Raw genomic sequence first — 18,182 nt, 5'->3', positions numbered from 1 at the left:
GATTGGCCCTAGCGCGGGAGCCCCATTCACGATAGACAGCGAAGTCTGTTACATCGGGAGCCCGGCATGCGCCTGTCCATCGTCACGTCCGCCGTCGTCGCGGCCCTCGTGGGCTTCGGCAGCACGATCGCCATCATCATCGCGGCGGCCCAGGCGGTCGGGGCGGATGCGGCGCAGACCTCGTCCTGGGTCGCGGCCCTGTGCCTGTCCATGGCGGCCACGAGCGGCTACCTGAGCGTCCGCTACCGGATGCCGGTGGTCACCGCCTGGTCGACGCCCGGCGCCGCGCTGATCGCGGCCTCCAGCGGCATATCCATTCACGCGGCCGTGGGCTGCTTCCTGCTGACCGGTCTCCTCATCGTGCTGGCGGCCTTCATCAAGCCGTTCGGCCGGCTGATCGAGAAGATCCCGACCTCGATCGCCGCCGCCATGCTGGCGGGCGTCCTGATCCGCTTCGTCATGGCCGTGTTCGAGAGCGCGCAGGGCGCGCCCGGCCTCGTCCTGCCCCTGGTCGGCCTGTTCCTCGTCGCCCGGCTGTTCAACCCGGCGATTGCCGTGCTGGCGGTGCTGTTCGTGGGCCTCGGGATCGCCTTCGGGGGCGGATCGGCCCACCCCCTCGCGTCCGATTTCAGCCTCTCGTCCCTGACCTTCATCGCCCCGGCCTTCGAACCGACCGCCCTCATCGGCCTCGGCCTGCCCCTGTTCCTCGTGACCATGGCGTCCCAGAACCTGCCGGGCTTCGCGGTGCTGCGCGCCTCCGGCTACACGCCTCCGACCCGCCCGATCCTCGCCGTGACCGGGCTCGCCTCCATGGTGACGGCCCTGTTCGGAGCCCATACCAGCAATCTCGCGGCCATCTCGGCGGCGATCTGCACCGGGCCCGACACGCATCCCGATCCGGCCAAGCGCTGGATGGTCGGGCCGTTCTACACGTTGAGCTATCTGGCCTTCGCGGCCTTCAGCGCCGCGCTCATCGGCCTGATCGCCGCGCTGCCTCCCGAGCTCATCAAGACCGTCGCGGGACTGGCCCTGATGGGCGCCTTCGCGGGCTCCCTGAGCTCGGCCCTCTCCGAAGAGGCCAAGCGTTTTCCCGCCGTGCTGACCCTGGCGGTGACGGCTTCGGGCCTGACCCTCTACGGCATCGGCTCGGCGTTCTGGGGATTGGCCGCGGGCCTCGTCGCCCTCGCCCTCGATGCCCTCGTCATCCACCTGCGCAAGCTTGGCTGATCTGGACGGCGGCTCCCGTTACGATTAACATTTCGTTACCGAGTGAAAACGGGAGCCTTCATGGCCGGGACGAGATATTGGGGGCGGCTCGCCGCGATGGCGATGACGGCGGCCCTGGCCGCGTGCCAGGGCTCGCTCATGGGCGGCTCGCCGGAAGGCGTGCCGGTGGCGGTCGAGAGCATCGACGGCGCTCCCGCTCCGGTCCAGACCGCCCTTCTGGGAGAACTCTCGACCGCGGCCTCCGAGCGCAAGGTCGATCTGGTCGGCTCCGGAACGGAGGCCCGCTTCCGGGTCCGCGGCTATATCTCCACCGCGACGGAAGATGGAGAGACCAAGGTCTCCTATGTCTGGGACGTCTTCGACGCCCAGAAGCGCCGCGCCAAGAGGCTCGAGGGATCGCGCCCCATCACGCTGGCGTCCGGGTCGATCTCGGCCATCGACAAGGAAGCCCTCGCCAAGCTCGCTCAATCCAGCATGGACGAGATCGCGGAATTCCTGAGCGCCTCGAAATCCGTCCAGACGGCCGAGGTTTCGGACGACGAAAACCCTGTTGCATTGCAGTGACCGCATGGCCGCAACCCGCCATTGCGGCACTTTAAGCAGCACGACTCGTATTGTGACGGTTTGATATCGCTGCTAAGAGCCTTCCGCCTGACCGCGCAGATGGTTCAACCCTGCGCAGCGGGCTCGACAGGTCACTCATAGCTAAAGTTGCTTGCATGAAGCTCGTTGCGGGAAATTCCAACCGTCCGCTGGCCGAGGCCATCGCCGCCTATCTCAACGTTCCGCTGGCCAAGGCCCAGGTGAAGCGTTTCGCCGACATGGAAGTGTTCGTCGAAATTCAGGAGAATGTGCGCGGCGAGGACGTGTTCATCATCCAGTCGACCTCGTTCCCCACGAACGACCATCTGATGGAACTGCTGATCATCACCGATGCGCTCCGCCGCGCCTCGGCGCGCCGCATCACGGCGGTGATCCCCTATTTCGGCTACGCCCGCCAGGACCGTAAGCCCGCCGCCCGCACGCCGATCTCGGCCAAGCTCGTCTCCAATCTCATCACCCATGCGGGCGTCGACCGCGTTCTGACCCTCGACCTTCACGCCGGTCAGATCCAGGGCTTCTTCGACATCCCGACCGACAACCTGTTCGCGGCCCCGACGCTGGCCCGCGACATCAAGGAGCGGCTCGACGGCGGCAACCGCATGGTGGTTTCGCCCGACGTGGGCGGCGTGGTGCGCGCCCGTGCGCTGGCCAAGCGCATCGATGCGCCCCTCGCCATCGTCGACAAGCGCCGCGAGCGCCCGGGCGAATCCGAGGTCATGAACATCATCGGCGACGTGGCCGGCCGCTCCTGCATCCTGGTCGACGATATCGTCGATTCCGGCGGCACCCTGGTCAATGCCGCCGATGCTCTTCTCGCCAAGGGCGCGAAGGAAGTCTATGCCTACATCACCCATGGCGTTCTTTCGGGCGGAGCCGTGTCCCGCATCGCCGGCTCCAGGCTCAAGGAACTGGTCATCACCGATTCCATCATGCCGACCGAGGCCGTGAAGGTCGCCCACAACATCCGGGTCATCAGCATCGCCCCCCTCATGGGCGAGGCCATCGGCCGCACGGCCACTGAAAGCTCCGTGTCGAGCCTGTTCGATTAAGCGAAAGCGCCTTCCTAAGGCCTGTTCCGGGCGCGGCTCAGAGAAACTGGGCTGCGCCCTTTTCAATGGCGCCGGATCGCCGACGCCGATGCTCCCTTCCTGGAAAGAGCGCATCGTCCTCGCAAAAAACCGGGGCCACTTTTTCGCACGATGCGCCAGGCTGGAAAACGGCTCGGGCATAAAACGGCTCAGGCATGACGGCGCGAGATCCATAACCGACCCTGGGCCGGCGCAATTCGCGCCGTGGGCCTGTCGATCGGACCGGAATCGGCGCTGGCCGGTTCCGTTGCATTTTTGCGCGCATTCCCCTATAAGCCGCCTCGCGCCCGCTCGACACCCTTGGAGGCACGGGCGCGAACCTCATGGCCGCCTTCAGGCGGCCATCGGTTTTTCAACCCATTTCAAAGGACCACGACCATGAGCGAAGTAAAGCAAATCAAGGCCGTGGCGCGCGACCGGGCCGGCAAGGGGGCCGCCCGGGCCGTTCGTCGCCAAGGCCAAGTTCCCGCCGTCATCTACGGAGCCGGTCAGCCGGCCCAGGCGATCTCCCTCGACTTCAACCAGACCAAGCAGCTGATCTTCGCCGGTCACTTCCTCACGACGATCTTCGACATCGACGTGGACGGCAAGACGGTGCGCGCGATCCCGCGCGACTACCAGCTCGACCCGGTGAAGGACTTCCCCCTTCACGTCGACTTCTTCCGCGTCGCCGCCGGCCAGACCATCAAGGTCGTGGTTCCGGTCCACGTGGTCGGCCAGGAGAAGTCCCCGGGCGTGAAGCGCGGCGGCACGGTCCAGATCGTCGAGCACTCGGTTGAGCTTCAGGTTTCGCCCGACGCGATCCCGGACTTCGTCGAGGCTTCGGTCGAGGGCCTCAACATCGGCGCCTCGGTCCACCTCAACGACGTCAAGCTGCCGAACGGCGTCAAGGCGGCCTCCACCGAGAACCTCACCCTCGTCACCGTCGTGGCCCCGACCGGCCTGAAGGAAGAGGAAGCGGCTCCGGCCGCCGAAGCCACCCCCGCCGCCTGATCGGCCTCATGGGGCGTTCGAGCCCATTGACCGGCTTCAACGCTCCGACCGCAAGGCCGGAGCGTTTCTTATGAGAATACCTGAGCGATGCGTCTTTTCGTCGGCCTTGGCAATCCCGGTTCCCGCTACGCTAGAAACCGCCACAATATCGGTTTCATGGCGGTGGACGAGATTGCGCGCGCGCACAATGCGGGCCCCTGGCGCAAGCGCTTTCACGCCGAGGCCGCGGATGTGGTGATCGGCGGCGAGAAGGTGCTGCTCATCAAGCCGCAGACCTACATGAACCTGTCCGGCCAGTCGGTGGGAGAAGCCCAGAACTTCTTCAAGATCCCGCTTCGGGACGTCACGGTCTTCTACGACGAGCTCGATCTGCCGCCCGCCAAGCTGCGGGTGAAGATCGGCGGCGGCAATGCGGGCCATAACGGCCTGCGCTCGATCTCGGCCCATTGCGGCAACGAATACCGCCGCGTGCGGCTCGGCATCGGCCATCCCGGCCATAAGGCCCTCGTGCAGGGCCATGTGCTCGGCGATTTCGGCAAGAGCGAGGAGCCGTGGGTCGAGGATCTGTGCCGCGCCATTGCCGACAACGCCGCCCTCCTGGCCAAAGGTGAGGACGGGAGCTTTCAGAACAGGATCCACCTCGCCATGGAGGCGAAGGGGTGGATCGACGTGAAGCGGCCCGGAGAAAAGGCCGCCGACAAATAGGAATTCACGCCGGCCCTGGGCCGGCTATCGACAAGGAGTGAGGCCATGGGCTTCAAGATGGGCATCGTCGGCCTGCCGAACGTAGGCAAGTCCACCCTCTTCAACGCGCTGACGCAGACCGCCGCCGCGCAGGCCGCGAACTATCCGTTCTGCACCATCGAGCCCAACGTGGGCGACGTGGCCGTGCCGGACGAGCGGCTCGACCAGCTCGCGGGAATCGCCGGTTCGGCCCAGATCATTCCGACCCGCCTCACCTTCGTGGACATCGCCGGCCTCGTGCGCGGCGCGTCCCGCGGCGAGGGCCTCGGCAACCAGTTCCTGGCCAATATCCGCGAAGTGGATGCCATCGCCCATGTGGTGCGCTGCTTCGAGGACACGGACATCACCCATGTCGAGGGCAAGATCGACCCCATCGCCGACATCGAGACCATCGAGACGGAGCTGATGCTGGCCGACCTCGACAGCCTCGAGAAGCGCGTCACGGCCCTCGAGAAGAAGGCCAAGGGCAACGACAAGGAAGCCAAGGAGACGCTCGACCTCGTCAACCGGACCCTGCCCCTGCTGCGCGAGGGCAAGCCCGCCCGCCTGGTGGAGCGGAAGGTCGAGGAGGAGCGCCTGTTCCAGATGCTCGGCCTCCTGTCCTCGAAGCCGGTTCTCTACGTGTGCAACGTGGAGGAAGGCTCCGCCGACAAGGGCAACGAATTCTCCGGCAAGGTCTTCGAGCGCGCCAAAGAAGAAGGCGCCAAGGCGGTCGTGGTCTCGGCCAAGATCGAGAGCGAGATCGCGGTTCTGCCGGCCGAGGACCAGAAGGATTATCTCGACGCCGTGGGCCTCGAGGAGCCGGGCCTCAACCGGGTGATCCGCGCGGGCTACGAGCTGCTCGGCCTCATCACCTACTTCACGGTCGGCCCGAAGGAGGCCCGCGCCTGGACGATCACCAAGGGGACGCGGGCGCCTGGGGCCGCCGGCGTGATCCATACGGATTTCGAGAAGGGCTTCATCCGCGCCGAGACCATCGCCTATGCCGACTACGTGTCGCTCAAGGGCGAGGCGGGCGCGCGCGATGCGGGCAAGCTGCGCCTGGAAGGCAAGGACTATCCCGTCCAGGATGGCGACGTCATGCACTTCCGCTTCAACACCTGAACCCGGGCCGCAAAGCCAAATTCTGTCGGAAACCTGAACGGACGCTTTTCGAGCCGTTCAGGACGTTTCTGCTTTCATGTCCGGCATGGAGGTCGGGTCGATGCAGGACACCTTTGGGACAATCATTTCAACACTCGTTTCGCCGGGCCTCGGCAGCGCCGAGTTCTTCGTCGCCGTGCTCGTGGCCTGCGGCCTCGCCATGATCGCCATTTCGTCCTTCCTGCCGAAAACGGCCGCGGACGATCTGGAATGGTGGGAGCGCTAGAGCATCGGACGTGAAAAGTGGATTTGCACTTTTGGGATTCGATCCGATGCTCCCTTCTTAGATGAGCGCATCGTTCGAGCGGACCCGAAGGGCCGGACGATGCGCTGACATCCTACGGCAGGCGCAGGGCCTTCGGGCCGATTCCGAGCCCGATCTGCAGGCTCTCCGCGATGCGCTGCGCACGGCTGACGAAGAACTCCGCCACATCGGGCTCGAGGATCTCGCGCGCCGTCTCCCCGAACAGGTCGAGCCAGCGCGTAAACAGCTCGGGGGTCAGGTCCATGGCGGCATGAGCCGCTTGCGGCTTGCCGCTGTAGCGCGCCGTCCTCAGGACGATCGAGGACCAGAAATCCACCATGATCGCCAGATGCTCGCTCCACCGGCCCGACAGGGCCCCGTGAAAGATCGGACCGAGCTCGGGATCGCGCAGGACACGGTCATAGAACGTAACGACAAGCTCGCGAATCATCTCCTCCGTCACGCCCTCGGCGGGCGTGATGATGGGGATGCTGCGGATGGTGGTGGGACGGGAGGCCAATGTGATCTCGCTTCGATCTCTCTTGCAAACGGCTTGACCGAATTTATGGGTATGATTGCGGTGGAATGCCATCCGGGTCATTCCTGAGTTGAGGCCATTGCATGCCACGGAACGGATCGTTCATCCAGATTGAGCGTTGAGCCTGACAGCCCGTTCCCGTCATCCCATGCAGCTTCATCACCGTCACTCCTGGAATCTCTCCCCGTCCGAGGCCATCGCCCTTCAGCAGGAGCTGAGGCGGGAGGTCGTGTCGGACCGCCCCATCGACCTCGATGCGGTCAAGGTCGTGGCCGGTGTGGACGTGAGCGTGAAGAACGAGCAATCCCAGGCCGCCATCGTGGTCGTCACCTATCCGGGTTTTCTGCTCGTTGAGACGGTCCTCGCCCAGCGCCCGACTCCGTTTCCCTATGTGCCGGGCCTGTTGAGCTTCCGCGAGGGGCCGGTGCTGGAGGAGGCGTTCGAGAAGCTGAAGTCGGAGCCGGACGTCTTCCTGTTCGACGGCATGGGAATCGCCCATCCCCGCCGCATCGGCATCGCCAGCCATATGGGCCTGTGGCTGCAGCGACCCACCGTCGGCTGCGGCAAGACCCTCCTGTGCGGCCGCTACAAGGATCTCGGCCAGGAGAAGGGGTCGGCAGCCCCCCTCATCGACAAAAAGGAGACCATCGGCGTTGCCCTGCGCACCCGCACGGCCAAGAACCCGATGTTCATCTCGCCCGGACATCTGGCCGATATCCCGACCGCCGCCGAGCTCGTGCTGCGCTGTTCTCCAAAGTATCGCTTGCCCGAACCGATCCGCCTGGCGCACAACGCGGCCGGACAATTCAGCCCGCTCCCGGTCTGAGCGCGAGCGCATCGTGCGAAAAAGCGGCCCCGGTTTTTCGCAGGAACGATGCGCTCTTTCCAAGGAGGGAGCATCGGATCCAATCCCAAAAGTGGGTTCCACTTTTGGGTCCGATGCTCTAGCGAAGCGCCGGGAAACCGCATAGATCACGCCATGCCTCGTTACGCTTTCGAAGACTTCACGCCCGGCTCCGCGCAGATGCTCGGCCCCTATACCGTCACGAAGGAGGCGCTGCTCGCCTTCGCGCGGGAATACGATGCCCAGCCCTTCCACGTGGACGAGATCGCCGCCAAGGACAGCTTCGTCGGCACGCTGATCGCCTCGGGCTGGCACACCTGCTGCATCAACATGCGTCTGCTCGCGGACGGGATGATCCTGGATTCCGCCTCCATGGGCTCGCCCGGCATCGAGGAAGTGAAGTGGCTCAAGCCCGTGCGGCCCGGCGACACGCTGCGCTCGCGCATGACGGTCCTCGAGAGCAGGCCCTCGAAGAGCCGTCCGTCCATCGGGCTCGTGCGCTTCGGCTTCGAAATGCTCAACCAGGCCGATGAGACCGTGTTCACCCAGAAGAACTGGGTCATGTTCGGGCGTCGCGATTCCGAACCCGTCAAGGGATCCGGCCGCAGCGTCCTTGCGGCCGAGGCCTCGGCCATGCCGGACCACACGCCGAAACGGGAGCTGCCGCATATCTCTTCGAACCCCTATTTCGAGGATCTCGTGATCGGCGAGGCGGAGGAGCTGGGGTCCTACACCTTCGAGCCCGACGACATCGTCCGCTTCGCCAGGCAGTTCGATCCGCAACGCTTCCATGTGGATGCGCATGCCGCGAAGGAGAGCCTGTTCGGCGCTCTCTGCGCTTCCGGCTGGCATACGGCGAGCATCTGGATGAAGCTGATGGTGGAGTATCGCAACCGCATCCGCGCGAATGCGCTGTCGCACGGCGCGCGGCCCGCGAGACTCGGCCCCTCCCCGGGCTTCACCGACCTCAAATGGCTGAAGCCCGCCTATGCGGGGGATACCCTCACCTACCGCTCCACGGTGACGGGCAAGCGCGTGTCGAATTCCCGCCCCGGCTGGGGCCTCGTGTTCTATCACAACAGCGCCACGAACCAGCATGGAGAGGAGGTCTTCTCCTTCGAGGGCATGGTGTTCTGGGAACGGCGGCCCTGAGGCTCACGCGCCATCCGGGCAGGATAAAATTTCATGCGCACGCCGTTTCGAAAGAAGACGGCGAGCGCTCGAAATCATCCTGCCTCCAATCAGCGACCGGATCCTGAAGCCTCCGCCCTCGCTCGCGTCTCCTTGTCGAGCAGAGCCCGGATCTCGGCCAGCAGCGGATGGGCCGAGGTCTGTTTTTGCCCATAGCCGAGATTGAACGCGTAATCGAAATCCGCGGGATTTTGCCCCTGAACGTGCTGCAGGATCGTCTCCAGCTTGTCGAGGCCCTTGGCGAGAACGGCCTCGGGCGTGGCGGCGGCCTCGTATTCCTCCCACAATGACAGGATCTCCATGCGCTTTGCCGGATCGAGCGCCTCGGTCAGCTCTTCCAGGTCCGCCCTTTCGCGAGCGGATTTGTTCATGGCGTCCGTCTGCATGACGGCCGGGATGTCCCCGCTCAGCGCCTCGCCGAGGTCGTGGACGATGCAGAGCTTGATGAGGCGCAGGGCATCGATGCCCTCGAACTCGTCCGCGAGAACGAGCGCCATGAGGCAAAGGCGCCACGTGTGTTCGGCCACGCTCTCCGGGCGGCCCGTGGAGGTATAGCCGCTGCGCAGCGTGCTCTTGAGCCGCTCCGCCTCCTTCAGGAATCGCAGCGCTCCGAGGATACGGTCGCCCGGCATCGACGATGCCCCTCTAGTGTCCCTCGAAACTCACGAGGCTGCGCACTTCGACGCCGAGGTCGCGCAGCTTCGCGGCGCCGCCGAGATCGGGCAGGTCGATGACGAAGCAGGCCGCCACGATCTGGGCTCCGATCTGACGAAGAAGCCGGGTCGCAGCGACCGCCGTCCCGCCCGTGGCGATCAGATCGTCCACGAGGATCACGCGCTCGCCCTGCCCGATGGCGTCGGTATGGATTTCCATCTCGTCCACGCCGTATTCCAGTGAATAGGCGATGCGCACCGTCTCGTGAGGAAGCTTGCCCTTCTTGCGGATCGGCACGAAGCCCGAGGAGAGCTGATGGGCGATGGCCCCGCCGAGGATGAACCCGCGCGCCTCGATGCCGGCGACCTTGTCGACGCGGCCGCCCGCGAAGGGATGGACCAGCTCATCGACGGCGCGGCGGAAGGCGCGCGCATCGCCGAGAAGGGTCGTGATGTCGCGAAACACGATGCCGGGCTTGGGATAGTCCGGAATCGAGCGGATCGCTGCTTTAAGGTCGGTGAGGAGACGCTGGTCCATGTGTGAGCCTGCCATAGGTGGGAAGAAATGAGGTTTTCAGAGGAGCCCTGCAATGGCCGAACAACCCTCTCGAACCGTTCTGACCGACATCGACATCCCCTTTGGAAGCCTTGTTCTCTTCTTCGTCAAGGCCTCACTCGCCGTCATCCCGGCCGCCATCATCGTCGGCTTCATCCTGGCCGTCATCGGCTGGATCCTCGGGGCGGTCTTCGGCGTCGGTCACATGGGCTGGATGATGCTCTAAATCCCCGGTGACTTCAGGACCCTGCCCGCCACCGCGTCGAGCTTCTTCAGAAGTTCGGGATCGCACGCCGAGGGAGCCGTCATGATGGCGCCGTCGAGCGCCCGGTCGGATCCCACGGGACACGGCTCGTGCTCGGCCGGGAAGTCCCGGGCGATGCGGGCGATCAGATTGGCCACCCTCGCGGCGTTGCGCTTCGCGACCGCGACCACGGACGCCACGTCGACGCTGTCGTGCTCGGGATGCCAGCAATCGTAATCGGTCACCATGGCGATGGTCGCGTAGGTGATCTCGGCCTCGCGGGCGAGCTTGGCCTCGGGCATGGCCGTCATGCCGATCACGTCGTAGCCGAGCTCCTTGTAGGTGACGGATTCGGCATAGGTCGAGAATTGCGGTCCTTCGATGCACACGAGCGTGCCGCCGACGGCATGCGGGACCTCCTCGGCCGCGGCCGCGCGGGCGATCCGCTGCTGCAGCAGCGGGCCGACAGGATGCGCCATCGGCACATGGGCCACGCATCCCCGGCCGAAGAACGAGGCTTCGCGCCTGTACGTGCGGTCCACATACTGATCCACCAGCACGAAGAACCCGGGATAATACTCCTGCCGGAAGGAGCCGCAGGCCGAGACGGAGATCAGGTCCGTCACTCCTGCCCGTTTCATGATGTCGATATTGGCGCGATAATCGATGTCCGAAGGCGAGAGGCGATGGCCGCGGCCATGGCGGGGCAGGAAGATGACATCCGTGCCGCCGATCCGACCCTTGCGCAGCACCTCCGAGGGCTCGCCCCAGGGAGAGCCGATGCGCCATTCCTGCACGTCCTCGATCCCGGGAAGATCATAGACCCCCGATCCGCCGATGATCCCCAGAACCGCCTTCGTCATCCTGCCCCGCCCTTCCCGTCGCAATTGCCCGAAACCATAGCGGCGGACGGGCGAGAACCCAATGGGTGTTACCGGGGGAAGGGAAAGGAATGGATCTCGTCTATGGCCCGGCAGGGAAAGAGGGTCTCGCGGATGATCTTGAGGCGCTCGACGGGCGCCGCGACCGAGACCGGAACGGCCTCGACGGCCCTGACTGCCGCGTCCGGCACCGCGTCGGCCGTGCGGTAGCGCGCGAGGGTCGTGTGGATGAGGTTGTAGCGAACGGGCCCGAGGCCGGGCGGCGGGGGAATCTCTTCCGCAATGGCGTGGCGGATCCTGTCGATCAGGCCGGTCTCGTCCGTCGCGATGGCGATGATCGCCGTATCGGTGACCTTCAATCGGGAAAAGCGCAGCTCCAGCGGGCGGTGCCCTCGGCAAAGCTCCTCGATCAGGGCGCGGCAGTTTTCGGCGATGGCGGCCCAGTATCCCTCCTTGTCGTACCGGTCCTTCACCTGAACCAGGGCATAGAGGGTCACGTGCAGGGCCTCGGGCGGCGTGAGGAAGAGCGGAACGGGCCAGCGCTCGGCGATCGCCGTCTGAAGCTGGGCAAGGCAATCCTGCGTCCTGGGCGAGAGGTCGGGCTGGACGTGATAGGCGAGGCACGGCCGGCCCCAGATGTCGTCGGCGATGGTCTGCAGCATGGCGAGGGCTTAGAGCATCGAGCGCAAAAGTGGAAACCGGTTCTGCGTGAAAAGATGCTCAGGATCTGAATGTTGAAGCATCGGATCCAAAAGTGGGCTCCGTTTTTGGGATTGCATCCGATGCTCCCTTCCTGGAGGAGCGCGTCGTTTGATGCGGACCCGGCGGGACGTGACCCGGAAAGAAAAAGGCCCCGGAAACCGGGGCCTTTGATCGTCAGGGATTGTGGGTCATCGGCGGGGTGGCGTAGCCGTCGACCTCGCCGCCCACCCGGGCCCAGATCTTCTTCTTCGTGAAGTAGAGCAGGCCGGACAGGACGAGCAGGAACAGCATGACCTGGAAGCCGAGGCGCTTGCGGGCCTCGAGGTGCGGTTCGGCCGTCCAGGTGAGGAACGCCGTCACGTCCTTCGCGTATTGATCCACCGTCTCCGGCGCCTGCGGCTGACCCGCCTCGTTCTTCGGATACTCGACCTGACCGTCGCTGATCGGCTTCGGCATGGCGATCACGTGGCCCGGATAATAGTGGTTGTAGTGACCACCTTCGGGCATCTGGAAGCCGGCCGGCGGTTCCTCGTAGCCGTTGAGCAGCGCGACCATGTAGTCGGCGCCGTTCTCCGAATACTGACGGAACACGTCGAGGATGAACCAGGGGAAGCCGCGCTCGTAGGTCCGGGCTTTCGGCATCAGGGACAGGTCCGGCGGGGCCTTTCCGCCGTTCGCCGCCGCAGCCGCGTTCTCGTTCGGGAACGGAGCCGGGAAGCGGTCGGCCGGACGGCCGGGGCGCTGGAACATGTCGCCGGCCTCGTTCGGTCCGTCCGTGACCTGGTATTCGGCCGCGAGCGCCTTGACCTGCGCCTCGGAGAATTCCGGGCCGCCCTCCTCGGAGAGGTTGCGGAAGGCCACGTAGCTCAGGCTGTGGCAGGAGGCGCAGACCTCGCGATAGACCTTGAAGCCGCGCTGCAGCTGAGCCCTGTCGAACGTGCCGAACGGACCCGCGAAGCTCCACTTCTGCGGCGGCGGGACCGGGGTCTCGCCGGCAGCGAAAGCGCTGCCTGAGAAGCCGAGAACGGCTGCGGCGATGAGAAGAGTACGCTTCATCATTTTATCTTTCCCCAGCTCTCGCATCAGCCCTTGGAGTGCGGTGCGGCATTGGCGCCGGCCGGCATGCCGGCTCCGCCTTTCTGGACGCCCATGACGGATTCGAGGATCGAATTCGGCAGGGGCAGCGGACGCTCGACGAAGCCGAGCACCGGCAGAACGATCAGGAAGTGGGCGAAGTAGTACACGGTGCAGATCTGCGAGGCGACCACGTACCAGCCCTCGGCGGGACGGGAGCCCAGCCAGCCGAGCACGATGCAGACCACCACGAACAGCCAGAAGAACTGCTTGTAGAGCGGGCGGTAGGCCGTGGAGCGCACCTTGGAGGTGTCGAGCCAGGGCATGAAGCACCAGATCAGGATGGCGGAGATCATGGCGATGACGCCGCCGAGCTTGTCGGGGATGGCGCGCAGGATCGCGTAGAAGGGCAGGAAGTACCATTCGGGAACGATGTGCGCGGGCGTCACGGCGGGATTGGCCGGGATGTAGTTGTCCGCGTGGCCGAGATAGTTCGGCAGATAGAACACCCACCATGCGAAGAAGAGCATGAACACGACGACGGCGAAGATGTCCTTGATCGTCGCGTAGGGCGTGAACGGAACCGCGTCCTTGCCCGACTTGATCGGAATGCCCGTCGGGTTGTTCTGGCCCGGCACGTGCAGCGCCCAGACGTGCAGGATCACGACGCCCACGATCATGAAGGGCAGCAGGTAATGCAGGGAGAAGAAGCGGTTGAGGGTCGGGTTGCCCACCGAGTAGCCGCCCCAGAGATAGTGCACGATCGTCTCGCCGACGCCCGGAACCGCCGAGAAGAGGTTCGTGATCACGGTGGCGCCCCAGAAGCTCATCTGGCCCCACGGAAGCACGTAGCCCATGAAGGCGGTCGCCATCATCAGGAGGAAGATGATCACGCCCAGGATGTAGAGGACTTCGCGCGGCGCCTTGTAGGAGCCGTAGTAGAAGTTGCGGAAGATGTGCACGTAGACGGCGACGAAGAACATCGACGCGCCGTTGGCGTGGAGATAGCGGATGAGCCATCCGTAGTTCACGTCGCGCATGATGTGCTCGACCGACTGGAAGGCCAGGGCCGCATTCGGCGTATAGTACATGGCCAGGAACACGCCCGTCACGATCTGCGAGACGAGCATGAAGACCAGGATGGCACCGAAGGTCCAGAAATAGGTCAGGTTCCGCGGCACCGGAAACGCGATGAACGAGGAGTGGATGAGGCCAGCGATGGGCAAGCGGCTTTCGAACCACTTACCGAAGGCGCTCTTGGGAACGTAAGTTGTGGAGTGTTCGCTCATAATTATCGCCTGATCGTCGCTTGGGTTACGCCGTGGCCTCTTGGCCGATCACGATCTTCGTATCGGACGCGAAGGAATAGGGCGGAATCGGCAGATTGATCGGCGCCGGACCACCGCGCACGCGGCCAGACGTGTCGAAGATCGAACCGTGGCACGGGCAGAACCAGCCATGGTATTCGCCCTGCTGGCCGAGCGGCACGCAGCCCAGATGGGTGCAGTTGCCGTAGACGATGAGCCATTGATCGTGGCCCGACTTCACGCGAGCGGAATCGGGCTGCGGATCGCGCAGGGACGTCACGTTCACGTCCTGAGCGGCCTTGATCTCTTCGGGCGTGCGGTGCCGGATGAAGATCAGCTTGCCGCGCCAGAAGACCTTCACGATCTGCCCTTCGGCGATCGGGGACAGGTCCACTTCGACGGGGGCGCCGGCGGCCTCAGTCGCCGCGTCGGGCGCCAGAGACTGGATGAAGGGCCATACCAGGGTTGCTCCGCCGACAGCGGCAGCCGCGCCCGTGGCGATGTAAAGGAAATCGCGCCGTGTCGGCTCAGCGACATGAGTGGTGGTCTCGGCCACTTGGCTCTCCAGCATTGATCAAAAACGAGAACCGCGCATCTGCAATGCCTTGCAAATCAAGACATTCGGCACGCCGGTTCCAGGTTGAAGGAACAAGCATACGCGTCAACGCGCACGCAATGCGACTGGGAGTCGCCGCGCGGTGGCTCTTTGGCACGGCCAAGCCCGCCTGTCCATAGGCGGATTGGAGATGTTCCAGCCTGTTTCCCTAGAAAGACACCGCTTCCGTGGCCTCCTCGCGCTCCCCCGCCCCCAGGAAGCCGCCCGATTGGCGCTGCCAGAGCCTGGCATAGATTCCGCCGGCCCGAAGGAGCTGCGCATGGGTCCCCTCCTCCACGATCCGCCCCTTCTCCAGGACGATGAGGCGGTCGAGGGCCGCGATGGTGGAGAGGCGGTGGGCGATGGCCAGCACCGTCTTGCTCCGCATGAGAGTGGACAGCGACTCCTGGATCGCCGCCTCGACCTCGGAATCGAGGGCCGAGGTCGCCTCGTCCAGCACCAGGATCGGAGCGTTCTTCAGGATGACCCGGGCAATGGCGATGCGCTGGCGCTGGCCGCCGGAGAGCTTCACGCCGCGCTCGCCCACATGGGCGTCGTAGCCGCGCCGCCCCCGGTGATCCTCGAGCCCCATGATGAAGTCGTGGGCGTGGGCGAGGCGCGCCGCCTCCAGGATTTCCCCGTCCGCGGCCCCCGGGCGTCCATAGGCGATGTTATCCCGGATCGAGCGGTGAAGAAGCGACGTGTCCTGGGTGACCACGGCGACGGAAGAGCGCAGGGAATCCTGCGACACCCGGGCGATGTCCTGGCCGTCGATGAGGATGCGCCCCTCCTCCACGTCGTGCAGGCGCAGGAGAAGCGACGTGATGGTGGTCTTGCCCGCCCCGCTGGTGCCCACGAGCCCGACCTTTTCCCCGGCCCGGATCGTGAGGTCGAGCCCCTCGATCACGCCCTCGTCCCGGCCATAATGGAAAGAGACGCCCTCGAACCGGATCTCGCCCCGCGCGACCGTGAGGCGCGGCGCATGGGGCCTGTCGACGAGCCCGTGCGGCCGGGCGATGGTCTGCATGCTTTCCTGAACGGTGCCGATATTCTCGAAGACGTCGCGCACCTCGTGCATCACCCAGCCGGACATGGCCAGGACCCGCATCACGAGGGCGAGCCCGGCGGCGGCTTCGCCGCTGGTCATGGCGCCCTGCTTCCACAGAAGGACCGAGAGGATCCCCGTCGCCGCCAGGAGCAGGCTGTTCATGACGGAAAGGATGCCCGAAACGACGGAATTGAGTCTCAGAGACCGCAGAAAGGCGTCCGTGTTCGCCCGCACGGCCTCGCGGACGGCGGAGCGCTCCTCGTCGGCCCGGGCGAAAAGCTTGACCGTCAGGATGTTGGTATAGCTGTCCACCACCCGGCCCACGAGGGCGGAACGGGTATCGGCCACCTGGAGGGAGCGCTCCTTGGCGCGCGGCACGAAATAGCGCAGGAGAACCCCGTAGCCGAGAATCCAGAGCCCCATGGGCAGGGCGAGCCATGGGCTGACGCTGGAAAAGACGCCCAGCGCCGTCATCGCATAGATCGCCACGTAGAGCAGCGTATCGATCAGCGCGACGGCGATGCTGCGGATCGCCCCGCCGCCCTGCATGACGCGGTTGGCGAGACGGCCCGCGAAATCGGCCTGGAAATAGCTCACCGCGTGGCCCAGCGTATAAACGTGGGTCCGCCATCGGACCATATTGGTGCTCTGGGGAATGATCACCTGGTTCGAGACCACCTCGTGAGCGAAGCTCAGGACGGGCCTGACGAAAACGACGAGGGCCGCCATGACCATGAGGGTCGTGCCGTGCTCGGCCCAGATCCGGTCCGGCGCGGAACGGGCGAGGATGTCCACCAGCCAGCCCAGCAGGATGTAGAGGAACGATTCGAACAGGCCCGCCGCCAGCGCCACGAAGAACAGGACCGCGAGCCAGAAGCGGACCGGCCTGAGATAATGCCAGATGAAGCGCCCTACCGTGTTCGGCGGCGTCTCGTTCTCATCGAACGGAGCAAACGGATCCAGCCGTCCTTCCAGCCACCGGAACATGCCCTTCCCCGATTGTCTCGTCCCTGTCCCCTGCTTTAACACCCATGAGACCGAAAGCGTTCACTTGACGTAGGGCCCGCCTGCCCCGATGAGGGTGCCATGCCTCGTCTTGCCATATTCCAGCCGGACATTCCGCAGAACACCGGCACCATGCTGCGCCTCGCCGCCTGCCTCGGCGTGCCGGTCGAGATCATCGAGCCTGCGGCCTTCGACGTGTCCGACCGCAATCTTCGCCGTTCCGGCATGGACTATCTCAATCACGTGACGATCACGCGTCACATCTCCTGGCGCGCCTTCGAGGAATGGCGGCGCGAGGGCCGGGGCAGGCTGGTGCTCGCCACCACGAAGGGGGCGGTGCCCTACACGGATTTTTGCTACGCGCCAGAGGACATCGTCCTCGTGGGCCGCGAATCCGCCGGGGTGCCGGACGAGGTCCATGCGGCGGCGGACGCCCGGATCGTCGTGCCGATGCAGGCGGGCATGCGCTCGCTCAACGTGGCCGTCACGGCCGCCATGATCCTCGGCGAAGCCTTGCGGCAGACCGGCTCCTTTCCTATGCCCTCCCCAACCGACATGTGAAGCGACGACCATGACCGACAAAGCCGATATCGAACGCCTTCAGATCGAAGCCCCTCTCTGGTTCGCGTCCCTGCGCGACCGGATCTGCGCCGCTTTCGAGGCGATCGAGGACGAGGTCACGGCTCCCCTGCCCCCGGAGGCCTCGCGAGCCGGACGTTTCGCGCGCACCCCCTGGGAGCGCAAGGACCATAGCGGCGCGCCGGGCGGCGGCGGGGTGATGTCCATGATGCACGGACGCGTGTTCGAGAAGGTGGGCGTCCATGTCTCGACCGTGCACGGCGAGTTCGCGCCCGAATTCCGCGGCCAGATCCCCGGCTCGGACCAGGACCCGCGCTTCTGGGCGGGAGGCATCTCGCTCATCGCCCATCCCTGGAACCCGAACGTGCCGACCGTTCACATGAACACGCGCTTCGTGGTGACGACGAAAGCCTGGTTCGGCGGCGGAGCGGATCTGACGCCGGTGCTCGACCGCCGCCGCACGCAGGACGATCCCGACACCGTCGCCTTCCACGCGGCGATGGAGGACGCCTGCCGCCGCCACGCGCCGGGAGGCGCCTACGAGAAATACAGGAAGTGGTGCGACGAGTATTTCTACCTCAAGCACCGCCACGAGCCGCGCGGCATCGGCGGCATCTTCTACGATTATCATTGGACCGGAAACCCCGGCGAGGACCTCGCCTTCACCAAGGACGTAGGCGAAGCCTTCCTGGCGATCTATCCCGAGATCGTGCGCCGCAACGTGACGAAGAGCTGGACGGAGGAGGACCGCATCGAACAGCAGGTGCGGCGCGGCCGCTACGTTGAGTTCAACCTGCTCTACGACCGCGGCACGATCTTCGGCCTCAAGACCGGCGGCAACATCGCCTCGATCCTGTCCTCGATGCCGCCGACGGTGCGGTGGCCGTAGAGCATCGGACGGCGCAGGAGGAACCGAGGGGGGT

21 protein-coding genes are annotated in these 18,182 nt (G+C 65.3%); 12 read left to right on the top strand and 9 right to left on the bottom strand.

The window, feature by feature from the left end:
- The first annotated feature begins 66 nt into the window (after positions 1-66).
- From RE429_RS06300 to RE429_RS06270, 7 genes are all read left to right on the top strand, one after another.
- A complete protein-coding gene (locus RE429_RS06300; protein ID WP_414473478.1) occupies positions 67-1,227 on the top strand; it encodes a benzoate/H(+) symporter BenE family transporter in 1,161 nt (386 codons plus the stop codon).
- Between the two features lie 60 nt (positions 1,228-1,287).
- Complete coding sequence (locus tag RE429_RS06295) at positions 1,288-1,791, top strand: hypothetical protein (protein ID WP_414473477.1); 504 nt, start codon at positions 1,288-1,290, stop codon at positions 1,789-1,791.
- Between the two features lie 155 nt (positions 1,792-1,946).
- Positions 1,947-2,879 (top strand): ribose-phosphate pyrophosphokinase, encoded by a 933-nt coding sequence (locus RE429_RS06290; RefSeq protein WP_370436512.1) that lies wholly within the window; start codon positions 1,947-1,949, stop codon positions 2,877-2,879.
- A 417-nt stretch (positions 2,880-3,296) separates the two neighbouring features.
- The gene (locus RE429_RS06285; RefSeq protein WP_414473476.1) at positions 3,297-3,911 is read left to right on the top strand and encodes a 50S ribosomal protein L25/general stress protein Ctc; all 615 of its coding nucleotides are present in this window, start codon (positions 3,297-3,299) and stop codon (positions 3,909-3,911) included.
- 87 nt (positions 3,912-3,998) lie between these two features.
- Positions 3,999-4,616, top strand: coding sequence for an aminoacyl-tRNA hydrolase (pth, locus tag RE429_RS06280; RefSeq protein WP_414473475.1), 618 nt, complete (start codon positions 3,999-4,001; stop codon positions 4,614-4,616).
- Between the two features lie 45 nt (positions 4,617-4,661).
- Positions 4,662-5,759 (top strand): redox-regulated ATPase YchF, encoded by a 1,098-nt coding sequence (gene ychF / locus RE429_RS06275; RefSeq protein WP_414473474.1) that lies wholly within the window; start codon positions 4,662-4,664, stop codon positions 5,757-5,759.
- A gap of 100 nt (positions 5,760-5,859) precedes the next feature.
- Entirely contained in the window at positions 5,860-6,024 is a 165-nt protein-coding gene (locus tag RE429_RS06270; RefSeq protein ID WP_414473473.1) for a hypothetical protein, read from the top strand.
- 112 nt (positions 6,025-6,136) lie between these two features.
- On the opposite strand, the gene RE429_RS06265 is transcribed toward RE429_RS06270, so the two are convergent.
- Entirely contained in the window at positions 6,137-6,562 is a 426-nt protein-coding gene (locus RE429_RS06265) for a group III truncated hemoglobin (protein ID WP_414473472.1), read from the bottom strand.
- A 166-nt stretch (positions 6,563-6,728) separates the two neighbouring features.
- Between RE429_RS06265 and nfi the strand changes: the two genes are divergently transcribed.
- Both nfi and RE429_RS06255 read left to right on the top strand, forming a co-directional pair.
- Positions 6,729-7,406 (top strand): deoxyribonuclease V, encoded by a 678-nt coding sequence (gene nfi / locus RE429_RS06260; RefSeq protein ID WP_414474137.1) that lies wholly within the window; start codon positions 6,729-6,731, stop codon positions 7,404-7,406.
- A gap of 153 nt (positions 7,407-7,559) precedes the next feature.
- Entirely contained in the window at positions 7,560-8,576 is a 1,017-nt protein-coding gene (locus tag RE429_RS06255) for a MaoC family dehydratase (RefSeq protein ID WP_414473471.1), read from the top strand.
- Positions 8,577-8,665: 89 nt separating this feature from the next.
- On the opposite strand, the gene RE429_RS06250 is transcribed toward RE429_RS06255, so the two are convergent.
- Positions 8,666-9,247, bottom strand: coding sequence for an HD domain-containing protein (locus RE429_RS06250; RefSeq protein ID WP_414473470.1), 582 nt, complete (start codon positions 9,245-9,247; stop codon positions 8,666-8,668).
- Between the two features lie 13 nt (positions 9,248-9,260).
- Positions 9,261-9,806 (bottom strand): adenine phosphoribosyltransferase, encoded by a 546-nt coding sequence (locus tag RE429_RS06245; protein WP_414473469.1) that lies wholly within the window; start codon positions 9,804-9,806, stop codon positions 9,261-9,263.
- 52 nt (positions 9,807-9,858) lie between these two features.
- Between RE429_RS06245 and RE429_RS06240 the strand changes: the two genes are divergently transcribed.
- Positions 9,859-10,050 carry a hypothetical protein gene (locus RE429_RS06240; RefSeq protein ID WP_414473468.1) on the top strand — a complete coding sequence of 64 codons (192 nt, stop codon included), beginning with the start codon at positions 9,859-9,861 and terminating at the stop codon, positions 10,048-10,050.
- Here the strand turns inward: RE429_RS06240 and RE429_RS06235 are convergent.
- The 6 genes from RE429_RS06235 to RE429_RS06210 all read right to left on the bottom strand — a co-directional run bounded on the left by RE429_RS06235 (position 10,047) and on the right by RE429_RS06210 (position 16,662).
- The gene (locus RE429_RS06235; protein WP_414473467.1) at positions 10,047-10,931 is read right to left on the bottom strand and encodes an S-methyl-5'-thioadenosine phosphorylase; all 885 of its coding nucleotides are present in this window, start codon (positions 10,929-10,931) and stop codon (positions 10,047-10,049) included. The two genes, RE429_RS06240 and RE429_RS06235, sit on opposite strands and share 4 nt — an antisense overlap.
- Before the next feature lie 68 nt (positions 10,932-10,999).
- Positions 11,000-11,611, bottom strand: coding sequence for a 2'-5' RNA ligase family protein (locus tag RE429_RS06230; RefSeq protein WP_414473466.1), 612 nt, complete (start codon positions 11,609-11,611; stop codon positions 11,000-11,002).
- A 214-nt stretch (positions 11,612-11,825) separates the two neighbouring features.
- On the bottom strand, positions 11,826-12,710 hold the full coding sequence (locus tag RE429_RS06225; RefSeq protein ID WP_414473465.1) for a cytochrome c1: 885 nt from the start codon (positions 12,708-12,710) through the stop codon (positions 11,826-11,828).
- 23 nt (positions 12,711-12,733) lie between these two features.
- Positions 12,734-14,014, bottom strand: coding sequence for a cytochrome b (locus RE429_RS06220; protein ID WP_370436498.1), 1,281 nt, complete (start codon positions 14,012-14,014; stop codon positions 12,734-12,736).
- 25 nt (positions 14,015-14,039) lie between these two features.
- Complete coding sequence (gene petA, locus RE429_RS06215; protein WP_414473464.1) at positions 14,040-14,603, bottom strand: ubiquinol-cytochrome c reductase iron-sulfur subunit; 564 nt, start codon at positions 14,601-14,603, stop codon at positions 14,040-14,042.
- 193 nt (positions 14,604-14,796) lie between these two features.
- Complete coding sequence (locus tag RE429_RS06210; protein WP_414473463.1) at positions 14,797-16,662, bottom strand: ABC transporter ATP-binding protein; 1,866 nt, start codon at positions 16,660-16,662, stop codon at positions 14,797-14,799.
- Between the two features lie 99 nt (positions 16,663-16,761).
- Here RE429_RS06210 and RE429_RS06205 point away from each other — a divergent pair, with 99 nt between their 5' ends.
- Both RE429_RS06205 and hemF read left to right on the top strand, forming a co-directional pair.
- A complete protein-coding gene (locus RE429_RS06205; RefSeq protein WP_414473462.1) occupies positions 16,762-17,241 on the top strand; it encodes a tRNA (cytidine(34)-2'-O)-methyltransferase in 480 nt (159 codons plus the stop codon).
- 10 nt (positions 17,242-17,251) lie between these two features.
- Positions 17,252-18,148, top strand: a complete 897-nt coding sequence (gene hemF, locus RE429_RS06200) for an oxygen-dependent coproporphyrinogen oxidase (RefSeq protein WP_414473461.1) — start codon at positions 17,252-17,254, stop codon at positions 18,146-18,148.
- The last annotated feature ends 34 nt before the right edge of the window (positions 18,149-18,182 follow it).

The sequence above is a fragment of the Microvirga sp. M2 genome, from assembly GCF_047497095.1.
GTDB lineage: Bacteria > Pseudomonadota > Alphaproteobacteria > Rhizobiales > Beijerinckiaceae > Microvirga.
The sequence above is the reverse complement of the archived record's forward strand: the minus strand, read 5'-3'. Positions and strand labels throughout refer to the sequence as shown.

Excerpts from the sequence above, each read along its gene's own strand:
- RE429_RS06300 (WP_414473478.1), top strand. The coding sequence starts at position 67 with ATGCGCCTGTCCATCGTCACGTCCGCCGTCGTCGCGGCCCTCGTGGGC.
- RE429_RS06295 (WP_414473477.1), top strand. The coding sequence starts at position 1,288 with ATGGCCGGGACGAGATATTGGGGGCGGCTCGCCGCGATGGCGATGACG.
- RE429_RS06290 (WP_370436512.1), top strand. The coding sequence starts at position 1,947 with ATGAAGCTCGTTGCGGGAAATTCCAACCGTCCGCTGGCCGAGGCCATC.
- RE429_RS06285 (WP_414473476.1), top strand. The coding sequence starts at position 3,297 with ATGAGCGAAGTAAAGCAAATCAAGGCCGTGGCGCGCGACCGGGCCGGC.
- pth (WP_414473475.1), top strand. The coding sequence starts at position 3,999 with ATGCGTCTTTTCGTCGGCCTTGGCAATCCCGGTTCCCGCTACGCTAGA.
- ychF (WP_414473474.1), top strand. The coding sequence starts at position 4,662 with ATGGGCTTCAAGATGGGCATCGTCGGCCTGCCGAACGTAGGCAAGTCC.
- RE429_RS06270 (WP_414473473.1), top strand. The coding sequence starts at position 5,860 with ATGCAGGACACCTTTGGGACAATCATTTCAACACTCGTTTCGCCGGGC.
- nfi (WP_414474137.1), top strand. The coding sequence starts at position 6,729 with ATGCAGCTTCATCACCGTCACTCCTGGAATCTCTCCCCGTCCGAGGCC.
- RE429_RS06255 (WP_414473471.1), top strand. The coding sequence starts at position 7,560 with ATGCCTCGTTACGCTTTCGAAGACTTCACGCCCGGCTCCGCGCAGATG.
- RE429_RS06250 (WP_414473470.1), bottom strand. The coding sequence starts at position 9,247 with ATGCCGGGCGACCGTATCCTCGGAGCGCTGCGATTCCTGAAGGAGGCG.
- RE429_RS06245 (WP_414473469.1), bottom strand. The coding sequence starts at position 9,806 with ATGGACCAGCGTCTCCTCACCGACCTTAAAGCAGCGATCCGCTCGATT.
- RE429_RS06240 (WP_414473468.1), top strand. The coding sequence starts at position 9,859 with ATGGCCGAACAACCCTCTCGAACCGTTCTGACCGACATCGACATCCCC.
- RE429_RS06235 (WP_414473467.1), bottom strand. The coding sequence starts at position 10,931 with ATGACGAAGGCGGTTCTGGGGATCATCGGCGGATCGGGGGTCTATGAT.
- RE429_RS06230 (WP_414473466.1), bottom strand. The coding sequence starts at position 11,611 with ATGCTGCAGACCATCGCCGACGACATCTGGGGCCGGCCGTGCCTCGCC.
- RE429_RS06225 (WP_414473465.1), bottom strand. The coding sequence starts at position 12,710 with ATGATGAAGCGTACTCTTCTCATCGCCGCAGCCGTTCTCGGCTTCTCA.
- RE429_RS06220 (WP_370436498.1), bottom strand. The coding sequence starts at position 14,014 with ATGAGCGAACACTCCACAACTTACGTTCCCAAGAGCGCCTTCGGTAAG.
- petA (WP_414473464.1), bottom strand. The coding sequence starts at position 14,603 with ATGCTGGAGAGCCAAGTGGCCGAGACCACCACTCATGTCGCTGAGCCG.
- RE429_RS06210 (WP_414473463.1), bottom strand. The coding sequence starts at position 16,662 with ATGTTCCGGTGGCTGGAAGGACGGCTGGATCCGTTTGCTCCGTTCGAT.
- RE429_RS06205 (WP_414473462.1), top strand. The coding sequence starts at position 16,762 with ATGCCTCGTCTTGCCATATTCCAGCCGGACATTCCGCAGAACACCGGC.
- hemF (WP_414473461.1), top strand. The coding sequence starts at position 17,252 with ATGACCGACAAAGCCGATATCGAACGCCTTCAGATCGAAGCCCCTCTC.